Consider the following 17,634-nt stretch of genomic DNA (forward strand, 5'->3'; position numbering starts at 1 on the left):
AGGCGAACCCGATAGCTGGCACCGGGCCGGTTCAATGACGCAGGATCTTGCCGACGAATTCGCGCGTACGCGCTTGCTGCGGGGCATCGAAAATCGCTTGTGGTGACCCGGACTCCATCACCCGTCCGCCCGCCATGAACACGACTTTCGACGACACCTGCCGGACGAAGCTCATCTCATGCGACACGATCACCATCGTGATACCGTCCCTCGCGAGTTCGAGAATCGTATCGAGCACTTCGGTGACGAGTTCGGGGTCGAGCGCAGCGGTCACCTCGTCGAGCAGCAACAACTTCGGCTTCAGTGCGAGCGCGCGCGCAATTGCCACGCGCTGCTGCTGCCCGCCGGACAACTCGTCGGGATAAGCATGAAGCCGGTGAGCGAGACCGACACGAGCAAGCAACGCCGTTGCCTCCTGCTCCACCTGCTCGCTCGGTCTGCCGCGAATCTTCGTCGGGGTGATCATCACATTCTCGAGCGCGGTCATGTTCTGAAACAGGTTGTATTGCTGGAATACGACCGCGACATCCGTTCGCAACGCACGTACGCGGTCCCGGCTGCCGTAATCGATCTCGCGGCCGTCGAGCAACACACTGCCCCGTGCAAGCGGCAGCAACCCGAGCAACACGCGCAACAACGTGCTCTTCCCCGATCCCGACGGACCGATCAGGCTGACCACCTCGCCTTTATCGATGGACAGGTTGATGGATTCGAGGACGGTTTGGACGCCATACGACGCTTTCAAATCAACGATTTCTAGTTGCGGCAAGGCTTTTCTCCAGACGCTTTCCAACACGCGACAGCGGATAGGACATGGCGAAATACAGCAGCAGGATCGCACCGTATACGAGACCGGCGGAAAACCCCTTGTCGTTCAGGACTTTCCCCGCGGACGTCAGTTCCATCACGCCGATCTGCGACGCCAGCGCGGTGTCCTTGATGAACATGACGAAGAACCCGAACGTCGGTGGCACGATCACGCGCCATGCCTGCGGCACGATCACATATCGCAGCATTTGCAGGTAACCGAAATTCAGCGCGACAGCTGCCTCCCGCTGATTGGGGTGAACGGATTCGAGCCCACTGCGAACGATCTCGCCCAGATACGCCGACGCGATCAGGCTTACGCTGACGAGCGCGACCGAAAATGTCGACATCTTTGCACCGCTCGACTGGCTCGCGAAAAAGACCAGCATCAATGTGACGAGAAATGGTATGCGCCGGAACACGAGGCAATAAGCGAACAACAGTGACCGAACCGGCGTGAGCGCGCGGGCGCGCGTCACCCTGACCACGGCAACGGCAAAACCAACGGCGAAGCCCGTGATGCACCCGACGGCAGAAAGCACGAACGTAGCAACGAAACCCTGTAACAACAGCTCCACGTTGTAAAGGGAAAACAGGTGGCGCAGTTCGGACGCAGTGGTATCGACCATCACATCACCTTTATCTTCGCCCGGCAGACGTATCGGCCGAATGCCGCGAGCGCAAACGTGGCGATCAACGTAATCGCGATGTATATCACCGCCGCAACAGTGAACGCCTCGACGGACAAATACGTCTGCGAACTCAGGTTGAACGTCCGCCCCGTCAGTTCCTCGACACCGAATACCGATGCCATCGAGGTGCCGAGCGTCATCACGATGAACTGGTTCGACAACGGCGGAAACATGACTTTCAAAACATGCGGAAAGATGACGTAACGCACGATTTGCGAGGTCGAGAACCCGAGCACTTCCGCCGCCTCGATTTCCGCTCGCCGCACCGACACGAAACCAGCGCGCTGGATTTCACACAGGTACGCGCCCGCGTTGAATGTCGCGCCGATCAGCACCGCCGAAAACGGGCTCAGCGTTATGCCGATTTCCGGTAGCGCGAAGAACAGGAAAAAAATCTGGACGAGCTGCGGTGTGTTGGTCGCGAACGTCACGTAGGCGACGACGAACCGCCGCAGCGACGCCGGCCCGTAATGCACGATCGACGCGCACACGACGCCGATGAGCATACCGAACGCAAACGCGAGCACGGCGATCTGCAGGCTCAGCCATGCGCCTGCGAGCAGATACGGCCACTGTTCGAGAATCGGGGCGAACTGGAGCGCCATCGTCGTCACTTGGCGGCCATCGCAGGCGCCGCGGTCGGGTCATGCAGCATCGGACCGCCGAACCATCGCTTCCAGCTCGTCGCGATGAACCCCATTTTATGCAACGTGGCAATTTCCTTGTTCAGACGCTCGGTCAGCGCGGTATTGCCCTTCCGGATGCCGACGCAATCGTAGTCGACCTCGATCGGCGAATCGACCACACGCCATTTCGTCGAATAGTTCTTCGTGTAGCTCAGCATGAAATCGAGCACGTCGATCAGCGCGTCCGCACGTCCCTGCGCGATCGCGCGCACCGCATCCGGGTAATTGTCGAGCAACAGCAGTTGCGCCTTGGGTAGCTGATCCTGGATCAGTTTTACCGGCGTTGTGCCGCGCACCTGCACAAGCCTGACCGACGGGTCGTTCAGTTGCGTGTAGTCCTTGAACGTCGTGGCCTGGGTCGTCAGTACGCCCAGCACTTCGGTATTCACCGGATCGGTGAAATCGATCACTTTCAATCGGTCCGGGTTGCGGGTCATGCCGCCCATCACCGCATCGATCTTGTCGGCCATCAGGAACGGCACGCGATCGGCCGAGCCGACCGGCACGATCTCGAGCTTCACGCCCAGCGCATCGGCGAGCTTGCGCGCGACGCTGACGTCGAAACCGTCGATCGCATTTTTCGCATCGTACAGGCCGAGCGGCGGCAGATTCGGGTTGATGCCGAACACGATCTTCTTCGACTCGAGAATTTCCTGCAGTGAACGTGCGTGCGCCGGGAGTGCGCCAATCAGCGCGATAGCGGCGAGGCCCGCAGCAAGGAGACGGCTCAGGGTAATCGGAGGCTGCATGGGAAGCTCCTGACGATACGAACAGGTGGCGAAAATTCGGGCCGAAAGCGTGGCGCCGAAACAGGTTTTTTTGTCGATTTTGCGTATACGAATCGTATACGTTAGTATCAAATCATCGCCCAAATTCGTTGTCAAGCAACGCTGTGCAACCGGAGAACATCATGCGAAACGAGATCGCGGATCAGGCTGCCACGGTCAACTTTTTCTTCGACAAACGAAGCATCGCCGCACGCGCCGGCGAATGCATCGCAGCTGCCCTGTTCGCCGCCGGCGTCAAGACGCTTCGCAAGAGTCCTCGTCTGCATCAACCGCGCGGCATGTTCTGCTTGATGGGGTCATGTCAGGAATGTCTCGTCATGGTCGATGGCCAACGCTTGCTTGCGTGTCGCACGCCCGTCACGGCGGCACTTCAGGTTGGGTCCGTTCCGGAGATCGACGCCCATGAATAATTTCGACGTGGCCGTGCTGGGCGGCGGGCCGGCCGGGGCAAACGCGGCGCTCGCCGCAGCCGGAGCTGGATTGAAGGTGGCGCTTTTCGACGAGAATCGCGCGGTTGGAGGCCAGGTCTATCGCGTGCCCGTCGATAGACAACCGGTAGATGGCGACGCGGAGCGTGTGATCGGCGACGCGTTGCGTGCAGCCGTCGACGCGAGCGACGTGTCCATCTTCGCCGATCACCAGGTGTGGTCGATCGGCGACAACTACCGTATCGACGCGGTCGGGCCGAGCGGCCTGGTTCAATGCAACGCGCGTGCGCTCATCGTCGCGACAGGTACGACCGAACGCGTCGTGCCCTTCGATGGCTGGACGACGCCAGGCGTGATCGGTCTCGCCGCGGCAACCATCCTGCTGAAGTCGCAGCACCGGCTGCCCGGCCGAACGACGCTCGTTGCCGGATGCGGGCCGCTGCTCGCCTCGGTAGCGGCCAAGACGATCCTGAACGGCGGCTCGGTCGTGGCAATGGCCGATCTGGCTGGCCCCAGCGACTGGCTGCGTACGCTACCGTCGTTCGCGGCACGCCCTGATCTGCTGCGCCAAGGTTTCGACTGGTGGCGCACGATCCGGCGTGCCGGCGTACCGCTTCATCACCGTCACACCGTCGTACGCGTCGAGCCGCATGGCGATCGCCTGCTTGCCACGCTGGCCAGATGCGATGCCGCGGGACGCCCGGTCGGTAGCGTACGCACGACCGTCATCGCCGACTGCGTCGCGATCGGCCACGGCCTCACGCCTTCCACCGAGGTGACGCGCCTGCTCGGGGCGTCACACCGTTATTCCCGCGAGGCCGGCGGCTGGATCGCGGTTGCCGACCGTGACGGACGGACGTCTCGATCCGGCCTGTATGTCGCGGGCGACGCAGCAGGGATTGCCGGTGCGGCAGCGGCGGCCGTTCATGGAACGCTCGCGGGTAGCGCATGTGCGCTCGACCTGTCGGCGACCGACGCCGCGCGCATCGCCGAGCAGATCGACGGCTTGCGCCACGCGCACCGGAACGCGGCTCGCGCCGGTCATGCGATGGCGCGGCTCATGGCGCTGCGTACCGGCCACGTGGATGCGATTGCATCGGAAACGATCGTATGTCGTTGTGAAGACGTCCGACGCATCGAGATCGACATGGCGGTCGGCGCGGGTGCTCGCGATATCAATCAACTGAAGGCATGGACACGATGCGGAATGGGCCCGTGCCAGGGACGCACCTGCGGCGATATCGCGGGTGAACTGCTTGCGTGCCACATGGCAGTCGGTACACGCGAAGCGGCGGGGTGCTTTACCGCGCGCACGCCGTTCCGCCCGGTCTCGGTCGGCGCTCTCACGGGAACGTTCTGCTATGACGACATTCCGATTCCGCAAGCCGCGCCGCTATGAGCACCACATCGCATCGGACCTTCGGCCCGTACGATGCCGCCATCGTCGGCGGCGGCATCATGGGATGCACGACCGCGTTGTTTCTCGCCCGTGGCGGCATGCGTGTCGCACTGCTGGAGCGCGATGCGCTGTGTCGAGCCGCGTCGGGCGTGAACGCCGGCACGCTGACGCTGCATATGACGCGAGCCGCCCTCGTTCCCTATGCCATGCGAGCGTGGGACATGTGGATGCATGCAGACACCTGGCTCGGCGGCAGCGTGCTCGCTACGGCCGCGCCCGGGCTGTCGCTTGCGTTTACCGATGCCGAATGCGCGCTGCTGCGGACGCGGGCGGACGCGCGCCGTCGATACGGCGCTGCAATCGATCGACTGTCCGCCGCTGATGCTTGCGCGATCGAACCCGGCCTCAATCCCGCCGTGCGCGAAGCGGCGTTCTGCGCCACCGACGGCTTCGCGAGCGCGTATCTGACAGGTCGTGCCTATCACGCGGCGTTGCGCGAGGCGGGCGTACATATTCTGGAAAATACACCCGTCACGCATATTGACCGCGTGGACGGCCGCTACCGCCTGTATGGCACGGATAGCGCGGTGCACGTCGATGCGACGCGCCTCGTGATGGCAGGCGGCGTCTGGCTCGAACCGCTCCTCGCGCTGCTCGACATTCGGATTCCGGTCAAAACGCTCGTCAACCAGTTGATCGTCACCGAGCGGATGCCTCCCGTGATGCGCTCGGTATTGAGCATCGCGAACGGGCTTCTATCGCTCAAGCAATTTGCGAACGGCACCGTCCTGATCGGCGGTGGCTGGCAAGGCGTCGGCGATCGGACCCGCGGTGCGGTCGAGGCTTTGCCGCAAAACCTGGTCGGCAACCTGCGTCTTGCGCAACACGTCATTCCGGCTCTCGAGCATGCGCGCGTTGCACGAATCTGGCTTGGCCTCGAATCGGAAACCGCGGACGCCATGCCGATGATCGGCGCGCTGCCCGGGCACGATGACGCATGGGTGATCGGCTGCGTGCATTCGGGTTACACCAGCGGCCCCTACATGGGCAAGCTGCTGGCGGAGGCGATGCTTGGCCGAACACCCGAGATGCCGCTCTTCGATCCCGCACGATTGGTCGCATCGCCGGGTTCTCCCACCCTCACTTCCCCGGAAGCCACCGCATGATTCCCTCGACTCCGTATCCGTTTCACGGCGTGTACGCCGCCACGCTGTGCCCGCTCGACGTACACGGTCGCACGCTCGACGAAGCTGCGCTCGCCCGCCATCTCGCCGAGGTGGCGTCGGTGAACGGCATCGTCGGCCTCCTTGTCAACGGGCACGCCGGTGAAAACCATGCGCTTTCCCGCGACGAGAAGCGGCGCGTCGTCGAGATCGCGCATGCGGTCTGCGGCGATCGTTCGATCATCGTTGCCGGTGTCAACGCGGAGGACAGTTACGAAGCGCAACTGCATGCGGACGACGCCAAACGCGCGGGCGCCGATGCACTGCTGCTGTTCCCTCCGTTCTCCTGGGCACTGTCGACCGATCGCGACATCGTGCTCGCTCATCATCGCATCGCGAATGCCACCGCGCGCCTGCCCATGATGCTCTATCAGGCAGGCATCAATACCGGCGGCATGGCGTATCCGCCCGATACGCTCGCCACGCTCGCCGCCCTGCCGGACGTCATCGCAGTCAAGGAAGGCAGCTGGGAAACCAGTGCGTATGAAGCAAATCGCAGGCTCGTGCAGGCGGTCGCGCCGCACGTCGCCGTGATGGCCTCCGGCGACGAGCATCTATTCACGTGCTTTGCATTGGGCACCGAGGGCAGCCTCGTCAGCCTTGCGGCGGTCGTCCCCGAGCACGTCGTGGCGCTGTATCGCGCGGTAGCCGACGGCCGGCTCGCCGATGCGCGGAAGCTGCACGCAATGCTCTACCCGCTCGCCAGGGCAATCTACGGCACCGCGCCGGGCTCGCGCGCCACTGCCCGACTCAAGGCATGCCTTCATTTGACCGGCAAGTTTCCGTATCCGACTGCACGACCGCCAATCACGCCGCTGTCCGCTGACGAAATTGCACGCCTTGAAGCCGCCCTCGCCCTTGCCCTCGAACACGACCGGAGCGCCATATGACCCACGCCACGACCCGCACCCTGATCAAGGGCGGCCGCCTTGTCACGGCGATCGACGACTACGTCGCCGACTTCATCGTCGAAGGAGAACGCATCGTTTGCATCGGCCATGCGCTCGAAGTCGGCCCCGATACCCGCGTGATCGACGCAACCGGCCTGCTCGTGTTTCCCGGTGGAGTCGACTGCCATACCCACATGGAAAATACGTTCGGCGCGTCGACGACGTGCGACAACTTCGCGTCCGGCACACGCTCGGCCGCGTTCGGCGGCACGACCACGATCGTCGACTTCGCGCTGCAGACACCCGACACGAGCCCGCTCGACGCGATCGCGCGCGCCGGAGCAAAAGCATCGTCCGTCGCAAATATCGACTATGGTTTCCACGTGATCGTCACACAAGTCGACGAGCAGGTACTCGCGGACATGCGCCACGCAATCCGGCACGAAGGCGTGTCGAGCTTCAAGATGTTCATGGCATACCCCGGCACCGTGATGTCCGACGATGCGGCAATCTTCCGGGCGATGCGCATGGTCGGGCAGCATGGCGGGATGATCGCTCTGCATGCCGAGAACGGCACCGTCATCGATCTGCTGATTCGCGAAGCGCTTGAACAAGGTCATACTTCGCCTCGCTATCATGCGCTCACCCGGCCCGCGATCATGGAAGGCGAAGCAACGCATCGAGGCATCAAACTCGCCGAACTCGCGGAAGCGCCGGTCTATTTCGTGCATCTGTCGGCGAAGGAAGCCCTCAAACATGTGATCGAAGCACGCGACCTCGGCATCCCCGTCTTCGCCGAGACCTGCCCGCACTATCTGTTTTTCGATGAGTCCGTTTATGCCGACGACAGCTTCGACCTCGCTCGCTACGTGATGAGCCCGCCGCTACGCTCGAAGGAGGCGCAGCAAGCACTCTGGACAGCGCTCAAAACGGACGACCTGCAGTTGATCTCCACCGACCATTGCCCTTACTGCATGAAGGAGGGGCATCGAGGAAACATCAACCAGAAGCCGCTCGGCTCGAACGATTTCTCGAAGATCCCGAACGGCGTCCCGGGTGTCGAGACGAGAATGACGGTCGTCTATGACGGCGGCGTGCGCAACGGACGTATTTCGCTGAACCGCTTCGTCGAGCTGATGTCGACGGCGCCCGCCAAGCTGTTCGGACTCTTCCCGAGAAAGGGCACGCTCGCTGTCGGCAGCGACGCCGACATTGTGTTGTTCGATCCGAACGAAACGCACACGATTCGAGCCGAGACGCAACACAGCGATTGCGATTTCACACTATTCGAAGGGCGGCAAGTAACGGGGCGCGTCAAGAAAGTGATGCTGCGCGGACAATGGCTGATCGACGATGGAACGTGGGTCGGCTCCACTGGCCGAGGGCAGTTTATCGCGCGCGGTGAACTCAACACGCATGGGCAAGCCGGTCATGCCCGTCTATGAATATGCTTGCTCCGTCTGCGGCGTATTCGACGCCATTCGCGCAGTGGCGACCCGCGACGAGCCAGTTGCTTGCCCGCGCTGCGAATCGGTCGCACCACGCGTCAGGCTTGCGTTGCCGTTGTTACCGAGGAATGCCGACGATCAGTCGGATTCCGCTGATGGCGCGTACCTCGGACGGCATCATTCTTTTTGCAACTGCTGCTGAAGACGATACGCACTTCGGCACAGAGAGGACGCTTGTCCCAATGCTGCCCCCAGTTGCCCCTGGCTTTCCATGGAATCCCTTGGATGCACATGGAAATAAAAAACCCGCGAAGCCTTTCGGCATCGCGGGTTTCGAGACTTCCTTGTGCCGTTAAGCATAACTCGTCCGCCATATAAAGCATAAACGGTCCTCGCGTCATGGCGTTGCCGGCAACCATGTTATCCCCAAAAAACCATTAGTTGACCACTCGTGCAAATATAAAGCATATCCCGTCCGTGAAAATCACCGATAAAATAGTCTAGTTTTTCGCTTTAATACGACGCAAACTCGAATACCATGAATGACAGCGCAGTATCGACGGGCCGCCAAGGTGAAAGTCGACATTTTCCCGCCGGGCCCTCATTGGTGAACAGGAGATGCTCATGACTATTTGGAGAATCGCCCCAGTGAGTGAGGAACCTGGGGTCACGTTATCGCGCTGGAGAATCATGGAAACATCGAACGGGACTCGACATTTTGTCGGCGCAGACAACCGAGATCTCACCGGACGCGTCAGCTCCGAAGTCGTTACGTTCGACCATCTCGGCTTACGTGGTGAGACTCGCTCCGGCCGAATTTATCAACTTATCGGGGAGCCTGGCTGGTCAGATAATGCGGACTATGTGTGGAAGCGCTGGTGTGCAATCAACCAAGTGGCTGCATACGTTGACGTCACCAAGCAGCTGCTTGCCGGAGCCGAGGATGACAACTCCATATGAGCGCACGAAGGCCGTCATCGATACCCGCGCGCTCCTTCAGATGCTTGCTTCGGCCAACCATGTGAATTGCCACGGCAACGTTCAATCAGTCGCGCAACGCCTGCTCAGGCACTACCCGCTGAACGTTGACCTCGAGGTTTCGGCTGCGGCGTTGCCCGGAGTCTGGGCCACCTCAGGGCTATAGATCGAAAAAGCGAGCGCGGCATCGTGCCGCGCTCGACAGTTTTCAGATTCGCTATTGCCGGCGTGCGAGTTTGTCAGGTTCGCTGCTGCAACGTTAAATCGAGCAGTGTTATCGCCTCGATTTGTCGAATCGGGCATAGGACGTATAGTGTCGATCGAAGCGGATGACGCGAAAAAAATGCCTCTTAAATAGATGGAGTTTCCTCGAATGGCAAAAAAATCGATAAATCAAGGATGTTTTTTATTTACAAATAACTGCCCAACAAATAAGCCTGTTTTCCGTCTCAGCCTCGCGAACACCAATGGATGTAAGTGACGTCGTGCGTTCCCAACTCGCTTGAGGCCAGATTAAAAGGGCTGGATCATGTGGCAGGTCCGCTCATGGCCTACAAATATGCGGCGCGCACGCTGTACTTGCGCTGCATGGCCCACAAATGTGGGGAGGTATCCCCGCCGAATGAGCCGAACCCGCGGCGAAAGGCGAACTCAGGCCTGAACGCGCATCGCGTGACCGCACGATGACGGAGGACGGATCACGTTGAAGTGATGACCGCAGATCCGCCAGCCCCACCGTCATCTACCGTGCAAGACTCCGGCCCGGTTCGGCAGCAATGTCTTTGGCGACCAGCGCAAGTGCTGCAAGCGATGGGGCTATCGATGAGGCACCCGCCATCATAGCCTTGCTGAATGAGTTCCGTCAGACCTGCAACGCTCCGGACACCTCGTCCAGCATCGACTTCGCGTCGCCGAACAGCATGCGGTTGTTGTCCTTGTAGAACAGCGGATTGTCGACGCCCGCATAGCCCGAAGCCATGCTGCGCTTCATCACGATCGACGTCTTCGCCTTCCACACTTCCAGCACCGGCATGCCGGCGATCGGGCTCGACGGGTCGTCCTGCGCGGCCGGGTTCACGATGTCGTTCGCGCCGATCACCATCGACACGTCGGCCTCGGGGAAGTCGCCGTTGATCTCGTCCATTTCCAGCACGATGTCGTACGGCACCTTCGCTTCGGCCAGCAGCACGTTCATGTGCCCCGGCATGCGGCCCGCGACCGGGTGGATCGCGAAACGCACGTCGACGCCTTTTTCGCGCAGCAGCTTCGTCAGTTCGAACACCGTGTGCTGAGCCTGTGCAACGGCCATCCCATAGCCGGGTACGATGATCACGCGCTTCGCTTCGCGCAGCAGCTCGGCCGTCTCCTCCGCGCTCACCGCCACAGCCTCGCCGGCCGGTTGCGCGGCGGCGCCACCGGCTGCCGCCGGTGCGCCCGCGCCGCTGCCGAAGCCGCCCGCGATCACGCTGATGAAGTTGCGGTTCATCGCGCGGCACATGATGTACGACAGGATCGCACCCGACGAGCCCACGAGCGCGCCGATCACGATCAGCAGGTCGTTGCCGAGCATGAACCCGGTGGCCGCCGCCGCCCACCCCGAGTAGCTGTTGAGCATCGACACCACGACCGGCATGTCCGCGCCGCCGATCGCCATCACCATGTGCACGCCGAACAGCAGCGAGATCACGGTCATCACGACGAGCGGCAGCATGCCCTCCTGGATCGTTTCCGCATGCAGGAACGCGCGGCCGTAGTAGATCACGATCAGCAGCGCGGCCAGGTTCATCCAGTGCCGCGCCGGCAGCAGCAGCGGCTTGCCGCCGATCTTGCCCGACAGCTTGCCGAACGCGATGATCGAACCCGCGAAGGTGACGGCGCCGATCAGGATGCCGACGTAGATCTCCACTTCGTGGATCGCCTTCTCGGCACCGGTGAACTGCAGCGACGTGTCGATGTAGCTCGCGAAGCCGACGAGGCAGGCCGCGAGACCGACCAGGCTGTGCATCAGCGCGACCAGTTCCGGCATCTGCGTCATCTGCACCTTCTTCGCGGCGTACAGGCCGACGGCGCCGCCGACGACCAGCGCGGCGACCACGTACGGAATACCCGCGGCCGACACGCGCGGACCGGCCACGGTGGCCAGCACCGCGATCAGCATGCCGATCATCCCGAGCAGGTTGCCGCGACGCGCGGTTTCAGGGTTGGCCAGCCCGCCGAGGCTGAGGATGAACAGGATCGCGGCGCCGATATAGGAGACGGTAGTCAGGTTTGCAGTCATTGTCTTGTCGTCCCCTTATTTGCGGAACATTGCCAGCATGCGTCGCGTGACCGCGAAGCCGCCGAACATGTTGACGGCCGTGAGCGTGAGCGCACCGACCGCGAGGCCGAGGATCAGCCCGGACGGGCGGTCGCCGGCGTTGGCCAGCTCACCGAGGGGCGGCGCGACCTGCACGAGCGCGCCGATCGCGATGATCGACGAGATCGCGTTGGTCACGCTCATCAGCGGCGTATGCAGCGACGGCGTGACGTTCCAGATCACCATGTAGCCGACGAAGCACGCGAGCACGAATACCGTGAAGTGCGACAGGAAGCTGGCCGGTGCGAACTGGCCGACCAGCAGGAAAGCCAGCGCGCCGACGGCGAACACGATCGCGAGCGCCTTGGCCGACATCGGCTCGCCGCTGTGGCCGTGGCCCTTGGACTTCGCGGGCGCGGCCGCGACAGGCGCTGCCGGAGGCTTCGGCGCGACGACCGCCTGCTTGATCGGCGGTGGCGGCCACGTAATGTTGCCTTCCTTGATGACGGTGAGGCCGCGGATCGCGTCGTCGTCGAAGTCGACGTTGATCGTGCCGTCCTTGGCCTTGCACAGCTCCTCGACCACGCGCAGCAGGTTGGTCGCATACAGCGTGGACGACTGCCGCGACAGGCGCGACGCCAGATCGGTATAGCCGACGATCGTCACGCCGTGGCGCACGACGGCCTCACCGGGCACCGTGAGTTCGCAGTTGCCGCCCTGTTCGGCGGCCATGTCGACGATCACGCTGCCGGGCTTCATCGACTGCACCATCTCGGCCGTGATCAGCTTCGGCGCGGGCTTGCCGGGGATCAGCGCGGTCGTGATGATGATGTCGGCGTCCTTGGCCTGCTGCGCATACATCGCGCGCTGAGCCTGCTGGAAGCCTTCGCTCATCACCTTCGCGTAACCGCCGCCGCCCGAGCCTTCCTCTTCGTAGTCGACCTTGACGAATTCGCCGCCCAGCGACTTGACCTGATCGGCCACTTCCGCTCGCGTGTCGTTGGCGCGCACGATCGCGCCGAGGCTCGCGGCTGTGCCGATCGCGGCGAGGCCCGCCACACCGGCACCGGCGATGAAGACTTTGGCCGGCGGGACCTTGCCGGCCGCCGTGACCTGGCCGTTCAGGAAGCGGCCGAACGCATGCGCGGCCTCGATCACCGCGCGGTAGCCGCTGATGCCGGCCATCGACGTGAGCGCGTCCATCTTCTGCGCGCGCGACAGCGTGCGCGGCAGAGAATCGATCGCCAGCACGGTGGCGCGCTTCGCGGCCAGTTGCTGCATCAGTTCGGGGTTCTGCGCCGGCCAGACAAAACCGATCAGCGTGCCGCCCTCGCGCATCAGCGCCACTTCGTCGACGCTAGGTGGACGCACCTTGAGCACGATATCCGAACTCGCCCAAAGCGCGGCGGCGGAGCCGATGATTTCGGCCCCGACTGCACGGTAAGCATCGTCATCGAAGTTGGATCTTTCACCAGCACCGGATTCGATAGCGACAGTAAAGCCAAGCTTGGTCAGTTTTTTCACCACGTCGGGCACGGTGGCGACGCGCTTTTCGCCGGGGAAGCCTTCCCTCGGGACACCAATGCGCTGCGGCGTAGAAATCAGGGTGGATTGCATTAACGATTCCTGGACTTGCATTCAATATGAGAGCCACCGAACGTCTATCCTGCAGCAATACTGCTTTCAGCTATTTCGCTCTAGAAATCGTTCGGCTGAGTGTGGATTTCACTGGATTTCAACTGATGTCCGTCGGAAGATGCTCCCATACGATTTTTCCTATTGCCACTGCCGTCGCGGCCGAAAGAGTCCACCCGAGATGACCGTGGCCGGTGTTGTAAAACACGCGTGGCGCCCTGCCCTTCATCACTCTTGGCATCATGTCGGGCATCATCGGGCGCAGTCCGGACCACGGAACCACTCGTGAAGTATTAACCGTAAAATTTTGATTGACCCATCTAACTAGCGGATCAATACGGTCCATTCGAATGTCGCGATCGTAGCCATTAAATTCGGCCGTTCCTGCTACCCGGAGTCGGTCAACACCCAATCGACTAGTCACGATTTTTGCACTCTCGTCGAGAAGACTGACCCAAGGCGCTTTTGACACGCTGTCCTCGCCATCGAGATAAACTGTTATCGAATATCCTTTTACCGGATATATATTCAGGCGATCACCAAATAGATTGGCAATTCCCCGACTCCCCACGCCGGCGCATACTACGACTGCATCGGCCACCATCTCTTCTGCATATGGGTACGGAGAACCCTCTTGCGTTGGGACATCTATCGCAACGCTCAAGCGGACGCCACTATGCCGGCACTGAACATTCTTGACCGTTACACCCTGTCGAAAGCGGACGCCGCGCCTCTCACACGCGATTGCGAGGCCACGCGTAAACCTGTGTATATCCCCCGTCGAATCCGATGGCGTGAAGTATCCGCCGTAGTATTCCCCTTGCAGAGTAGGTTCGATATTTTTTATTTCTGCGGGCGACACGGCAAAACGCTCAAGTCCAGCCGACACTAGAAGTTCGTTTGTTCGAGTGGCCGCATCATATGATTTTCTGTCATGATAAAAATGCAGAATGCCCCGCCTTTCTAGATCGAAATCAATCTGTTCACGCTCGGCTATTGAAAAAATATAATTTCGCGCCTCAAGCGCCAACTTCACAGTAGCTATAGTGTTTTCGCTATAATTCTCAATATTCGAGACAAATTCACCAATCCACGAGTACTTGTGCCACGATGGCTTCGGATTGAAAAGGACAGGAGCGTCCTGCTTAAGCATCCATCGCAATCCCTTCAGAATAGTTCCAAAATTGTTCCACACTTCGGCATTGCATGCCGATAGTTGCCCACCGTTGGCGAATGATGTCTCCATCGCTGGATAGAGATGCCGGTCAACGACGGTTACCTGGTATCCAAGCTCGGATAGGGTGTACGCCGTCGTAACACCTGTAATGCCGGCGCCAATAATAATGATATGTGGCATGAACGGTTCCGCGAAGAATAAAGAATTGCCGAAAGTTCGGCTCATACCCCATCTGTCACGGTACCTGAGAGCTTAGGCGCAAGAAGCCGCCGTCCCCTTCGGTGGGCATGCGCGCATGCCTCTCTCCAGAGTTTAAAACGCCGCCACAGTCCTTTTGCCTGAGAGTTTCCGGGGCGGTTGCTCCGTCGGCGCCTCAGCCCTTATGGGCTGAGGTCTCTCCTGCAGCGCGTCAATTGCACCTTGAGTTCGATCTTGAACGAACGGTAACGGCACTGAGTCGTGCACAAAGCTGCCTCAATGCCGCCATTAGGCGGCGTAACCGATGCCGCCTATACTTGCGGATACCTATTTCAGGAGCCACTGCGTAAAGCGCAACTTCAGCGCGTCCTGATTCTCGGCCCAGAAATCCGCGCCAGCCTGGATCGAATCTTTGATGTTTGCAGGATACGTAGGCATATGCGGCGCAACGCTTTCTTTTGTGCCGGGATAGTTACCGACCAGCGCAACTGCAGAACGCCGCGTTGGCCCATTCGAAGTCAGGGTTGAGAGAGCCGCTTGACGATCAGGTTTGCTTGCAAACTTCACGAACTCGAGAGCTTCTTGCGTATGGGGAGCACCTTTCGGAATCATGAAGAAATCCGTTGACCAAACATCACTGTCCCACATGATCCGGAACGGTGCTCCTTCCATGCGAGCGACGAAAATCCGGCCCGCGTAAGCGGAAGTCATGGCGACTTCATTTGACGCCAGCAATTGTGGCGGCTGGGCCCCGGCCTCCCACCACACGACATCTTTCTTGATGCTATCAAGTTTGCGAAAGGCGCGGTCGACACCAGCAGGAGTCGAGAGCACGGTATAGACATCCTTTCGCGGAACTCCGTCGGCCACCAAGGCCCACTCGAGCGTCGCAACCGGTGACTTTTGCAGTCCGCGCTTGCCGGGGAAGTTCTTAATATCAAAGAAATCCCTGATGCTCTTCGGCTGCTTCGACGCGTTCGCGTTGTAGGCAATAGCTCGAGCCCACGAGATCGACCCGAGGCTGCACTTGGACGTTGTACCGGGTACGAAATCAGACACACCAGCAGTCCCGTCAGCATTTGCCGGAAGCGTCGATGCGTTGAATCTGGTCAGCAATCCATCTTCACACGCCCGTCGTTCGTCGAAGATGTCGGAGACAACCACGTCCCAGACCACCTTGCCCGCTTGCTGCTGGGCGCGAATTTCACTCAAGCCACCGTTGTATTCAATGACTTTGACGGCGATGCCAGTGGCCTTGGTAAACGGGTCGAACAGAGCCTTTTTCTGAGCTTCCGTGTAGCTACCTCCCCATGATGCAACGGTTATTTCCTTGCTGCCCTCAGCCATCGACGACATCGAGATCAGCAACGCGGCACTCGCGATCACCACCCTTCTCATTACGTTCATTGCATCACCTTTCCTATGAAGAAACCACGCCAAGATCAATACGAACGTTGCAAACATTGCCCCACGGAGCGTCACCGCGCATGCTAAGCATGCAAAAACGGAATCTTTGCATCAATTGTGGAATTTACCTACCTGAATCTCGATAGCCCGCCTCGCTGGGTGCAGTCTACATCTTCCGAATTTCGGAAAAATAAAACATGCTCTTTCGATTTCAGGAAATTTTGGTCCGCCACCGTACGTCACAAGGGACGCGCGGTCAGAGCGGCAATGTTCGGCTCAAATGGCGCGGAGAGGTACCCGTCGCCCCTGAGTCGGCAAACACCAACCCAAGGTGACGATGTGGCAGGACAGGAGAAGAAAAATAGGAAGGAAATCAGACTGCCGTCGCCGTCACGACGGGCGACCGCGCCGCGACAGTGCAGTCAGGTGTGTGCGCACGCTCAGCCAACGGTCGCGTGACCGGCGGAAGTCTCGGGATCAGGTATCAATTTCACTTTCAACGTCGCTGATAGCATGCAGACCGGTCGACTGCAGTGTCGTACGCAACGCGTTTGCGGCTTCTTTCAGGCTTTGCACAACCGTTTCCGTATCAAAGCTCATCAACAGCCTTTCCTTAAGAGCGACTATACCGACGCCGTACAGTGCACCTGCAGATCCAATCAGCACCGGACAGCAGATCGAATAAACCCCCGGGTCAAACTCGTCATCGCTTATTGCGTAGCCAAGCTCCCGGACCTCCGAGAGCTTCGCTTTCAGCTTCTCGGGGTCGACGATTGTGTTGGGCCGATACTTCTCGAGCGGACCTTGGAGCTGCCGATCGATGATCGCCTCGGATTGAAACGCAAGCAGCGCCTTGGCTGAGGCGGTGGCGTTTAGTGGAAACACGTTGCCGGGATAGATGAGATTTCGACTCGGAGACGATGGCAGCACCGTAACAGCGAGCTGGATTGAATCCTGGACTAGTCTTACCAGATACGCAACCTGACCAAAGCTGTCTGCAAGCCTCTGCAGTGTCGGCTCGGTAAGTACCTGAAGCGTCTCGAGACTCAGAGAACTTTGGAATATGCGTATCAGTCGCGGCCCAATCCGATACCGGGACCGTCCGCGCTGCCCCACGAGAAAACCGGCATCCAACATGTTGTTCACGAGGCGGTGCGCCGAAGGCATCGGCATCCCGGTCTGAGACGAAATTTCGACAAGGGTGAGCCCCTGGTCTGACCTGTTGATCGCCTCCAAGATCATCGCAACCCTTTCGAGTCGCGGAATTCTGTCACCTTTTTCGAGATCGGTATCGGACATCTGGCTTCAAGCTCTGGTGAGTTGCACGGATTCGGCAATCATACGTTGAAAAACGCAATGTCGGGGCTCTTGCCTCTACCGTGGTCGAGTCGCCGCTCCGTCGATCCCCCCCCAAAAAATCCCATGGCGCCCTCTCGCCTGTATCGCCCAGCCCATCGGTAGCCTGCCAGAGCATCATTGATGCAGGAAAGGGGAAACACACCCGGCGCCCAGCATGCAACTTCCGGAACCTGACCAGCAAAAACCCCTATTTTTGTCCGCGTTGACTAAAAAACGGAATTAC

The 17,634-nt window shown here is 60.4% G+C and carries 17 protein-coding genes and 1 riboswitch; of the genes, 8 read left to right on the forward strand and 9 right to left on the reverse strand.

Features of this window, described 5'->3' with window-relative positions:
* Positions 1-31: 31 nt before the first annotated feature.
* Genes G3N64_RS00250 through G3N64_RS00265 form a run of 4 tightly spaced genes read right to left on the reverse strand, consistent with a single transcriptional unit; the run spans position 32 to position 3,069 of the window.
* Complete coding sequence (locus tag G3N64_RS00250) at positions 32-769, reverse strand: amino acid ABC transporter ATP-binding protein (RefSeq protein WP_205781793.1); 738 nt, start codon at positions 767-769, stop codon at positions 32-34.
* Positions 747-1,436: an amino acid ABC transporter permease gene (locus G3N64_RS00255; RefSeq protein ID WP_205781794.1), complete on the reverse strand. Its 690-nt coding sequence runs from the start codon at positions 1,434-1,436 to the stop codon at positions 747-749. The genes G3N64_RS00250 and G3N64_RS00255 overlap by 23 nt, the downstream gene beginning before the upstream one ends.
* Positions 1,436-2,104 (reverse strand): amino acid ABC transporter permease, encoded by a 669-nt coding sequence (locus tag G3N64_RS00260; RefSeq protein WP_205781795.1) that lies wholly within the window; start codon positions 2,102-2,104, stop codon positions 1,436-1,438. The genes G3N64_RS00255 and G3N64_RS00260 overlap by 1 nt, the downstream gene beginning before the upstream one ends.
* Before the next feature lie 5 nt (positions 2,105-2,109).
* Entirely contained in the window at positions 2,110-3,069 is a 960-nt protein-coding gene (locus G3N64_RS00265) for a transporter substrate-binding domain-containing protein (protein ID WP_241020687.1), read from the reverse strand.
* A gap of 26 nt (positions 3,070-3,095) precedes the next feature.
* Between G3N64_RS00265 and G3N64_RS00270 the strand changes: the two genes are divergently transcribed.
* The 8 genes from G3N64_RS00270 to G3N64_RS40330 all read left to right on the forward strand — a co-directional run bounded on the left by G3N64_RS00270 (position 3,096) and on the right by G3N64_RS40330 (position 9,505).
* Complete coding sequence (locus G3N64_RS00270; protein ID WP_205781796.1) at positions 3,096-3,383, forward strand: (2Fe-2S)-binding protein; 288 nt, start codon at positions 3,096-3,098, stop codon at positions 3,381-3,383.
* Positions 3,376-4,800 carry an NAD(P)/FAD-dependent oxidoreductase gene (locus G3N64_RS00275; protein ID WP_205781797.1) on the forward strand — a complete coding sequence of 475 codons (1,425 nt, stop codon included), beginning with the start codon at positions 3,376-3,378 and terminating at the stop codon, positions 4,798-4,800. Before G3N64_RS00270 ends, G3N64_RS00275 begins: the two co-directional genes overlap by 8 nt.
* Positions 4,797-5,966: an FAD-dependent oxidoreductase gene (locus G3N64_RS00280; protein WP_205781798.1), complete on the forward strand. Its 1,170-nt coding sequence runs from the start codon at positions 4,797-4,799 to the stop codon at positions 5,964-5,966. Before G3N64_RS00275 ends, G3N64_RS00280 begins: the two co-directional genes overlap by 4 nt.
* Positions 5,963-6,913: a dihydrodipicolinate synthase family protein gene (locus G3N64_RS00285; RefSeq protein ID WP_205781799.1), complete on the forward strand. Its 951-nt coding sequence runs from the start codon at positions 5,963-5,965 to the stop codon at positions 6,911-6,913. The genes G3N64_RS00280 and G3N64_RS00285 overlap by 4 nt, the downstream gene beginning before the upstream one ends.
* On the forward strand, positions 6,910-8,358 hold the full coding sequence (hydA, locus tag G3N64_RS00290) for a dihydropyrimidinase (protein WP_205781800.1): 1,449 nt from the start codon (positions 6,910-6,912) through the stop codon (positions 8,356-8,358). Before G3N64_RS00285 ends, hydA begins: the two co-directional genes overlap by 4 nt.
* On the forward strand, positions 8,345-8,563 hold the full coding sequence (locus G3N64_RS00295; RefSeq protein ID WP_205781884.1) for an FmdB family zinc ribbon protein: 219 nt from the start codon (positions 8,345-8,347) through the stop codon (positions 8,561-8,563). Before hydA ends, G3N64_RS00295 begins: the two co-directional genes overlap by 14 nt.
* Positions 8,564-9,051: 488 nt before the next feature.
* On the forward strand, positions 9,052-9,321 hold the full coding sequence (locus G3N64_RS00300; protein ID WP_241020688.1) for a hypothetical protein: 270 nt from the start codon (positions 9,052-9,054) through the stop codon (positions 9,319-9,321).
* 40 nt (positions 9,322-9,361) lie between these two features.
* On the forward strand, positions 9,362-9,505 hold the full coding sequence (locus G3N64_RS40330) for a hypothetical protein (protein WP_346778788.1): 144 nt from the start codon (positions 9,362-9,364) through the stop codon (positions 9,503-9,505).
* Between the two features lie 696 nt (positions 9,506-10,201).
* On the opposite strand, the gene pntB is transcribed toward G3N64_RS40330, so the two are convergent.
* From pntB to G3N64_RS00325, 5 genes are all read right to left on the reverse strand, one after another.
* A complete protein-coding gene (gene pntB / locus G3N64_RS00305) occupies positions 10,202-11,617 on the reverse strand; it encodes a Re/Si-specific NAD(P)(+) transhydrogenase subunit beta (RefSeq protein WP_205781801.1) in 1,416 nt (471 codons plus the stop codon).
* A gap of 15 nt (positions 11,618-11,632) precedes the next feature.
* Positions 11,633-13,252, reverse strand: coding sequence for a Re/Si-specific NAD(P)(+) transhydrogenase subunit alpha (locus G3N64_RS00310; protein WP_205781802.1), 1,620 nt, complete (start codon positions 13,250-13,252; stop codon positions 11,633-11,635).
* A 118-nt stretch (positions 13,253-13,370) separates the two neighbouring features.
* A complete protein-coding gene (locus G3N64_RS00315; RefSeq protein ID WP_241020689.1) occupies positions 13,371-14,627 on the reverse strand; it encodes a D-amino acid dehydrogenase in 1,257 nt (418 codons plus the stop codon).
* A gap of 136 nt (positions 14,628-14,763) precedes the next feature.
* A riboswitch (glycine riboswitch) is annotated at positions 14,764-14,859 on the reverse strand.
* A 113-nt stretch (positions 14,860-14,972) separates the two neighbouring features.
* The gene (locus tag G3N64_RS00320; RefSeq protein WP_205781804.1) at positions 14,973-16,052 is read right to left on the reverse strand and encodes an ABC transporter substrate-binding protein; all 1,080 of its coding nucleotides are present in this window, start codon (positions 16,050-16,052) and stop codon (positions 14,973-14,975) included.
* Between the two features lie 477 nt (positions 16,053-16,529).
* Positions 16,530-17,351 carry an IclR family transcriptional regulator gene (locus tag G3N64_RS00325; RefSeq protein WP_205781805.1) on the reverse strand — a complete coding sequence of 274 codons (822 nt, stop codon included), beginning with the start codon at positions 17,349-17,351 and terminating at the stop codon, positions 16,530-16,532.
* Positions 17,352-17,634: the final 283 nt, after the last annotated feature.

The sequence above is a fragment of the Burkholderia sp. Ac-20344 genome (assembly GCF_017104975.1).
GTDB lineage: Bacteria > Pseudomonadota > Gammaproteobacteria > Burkholderiales > Burkholderiaceae > Burkholderia.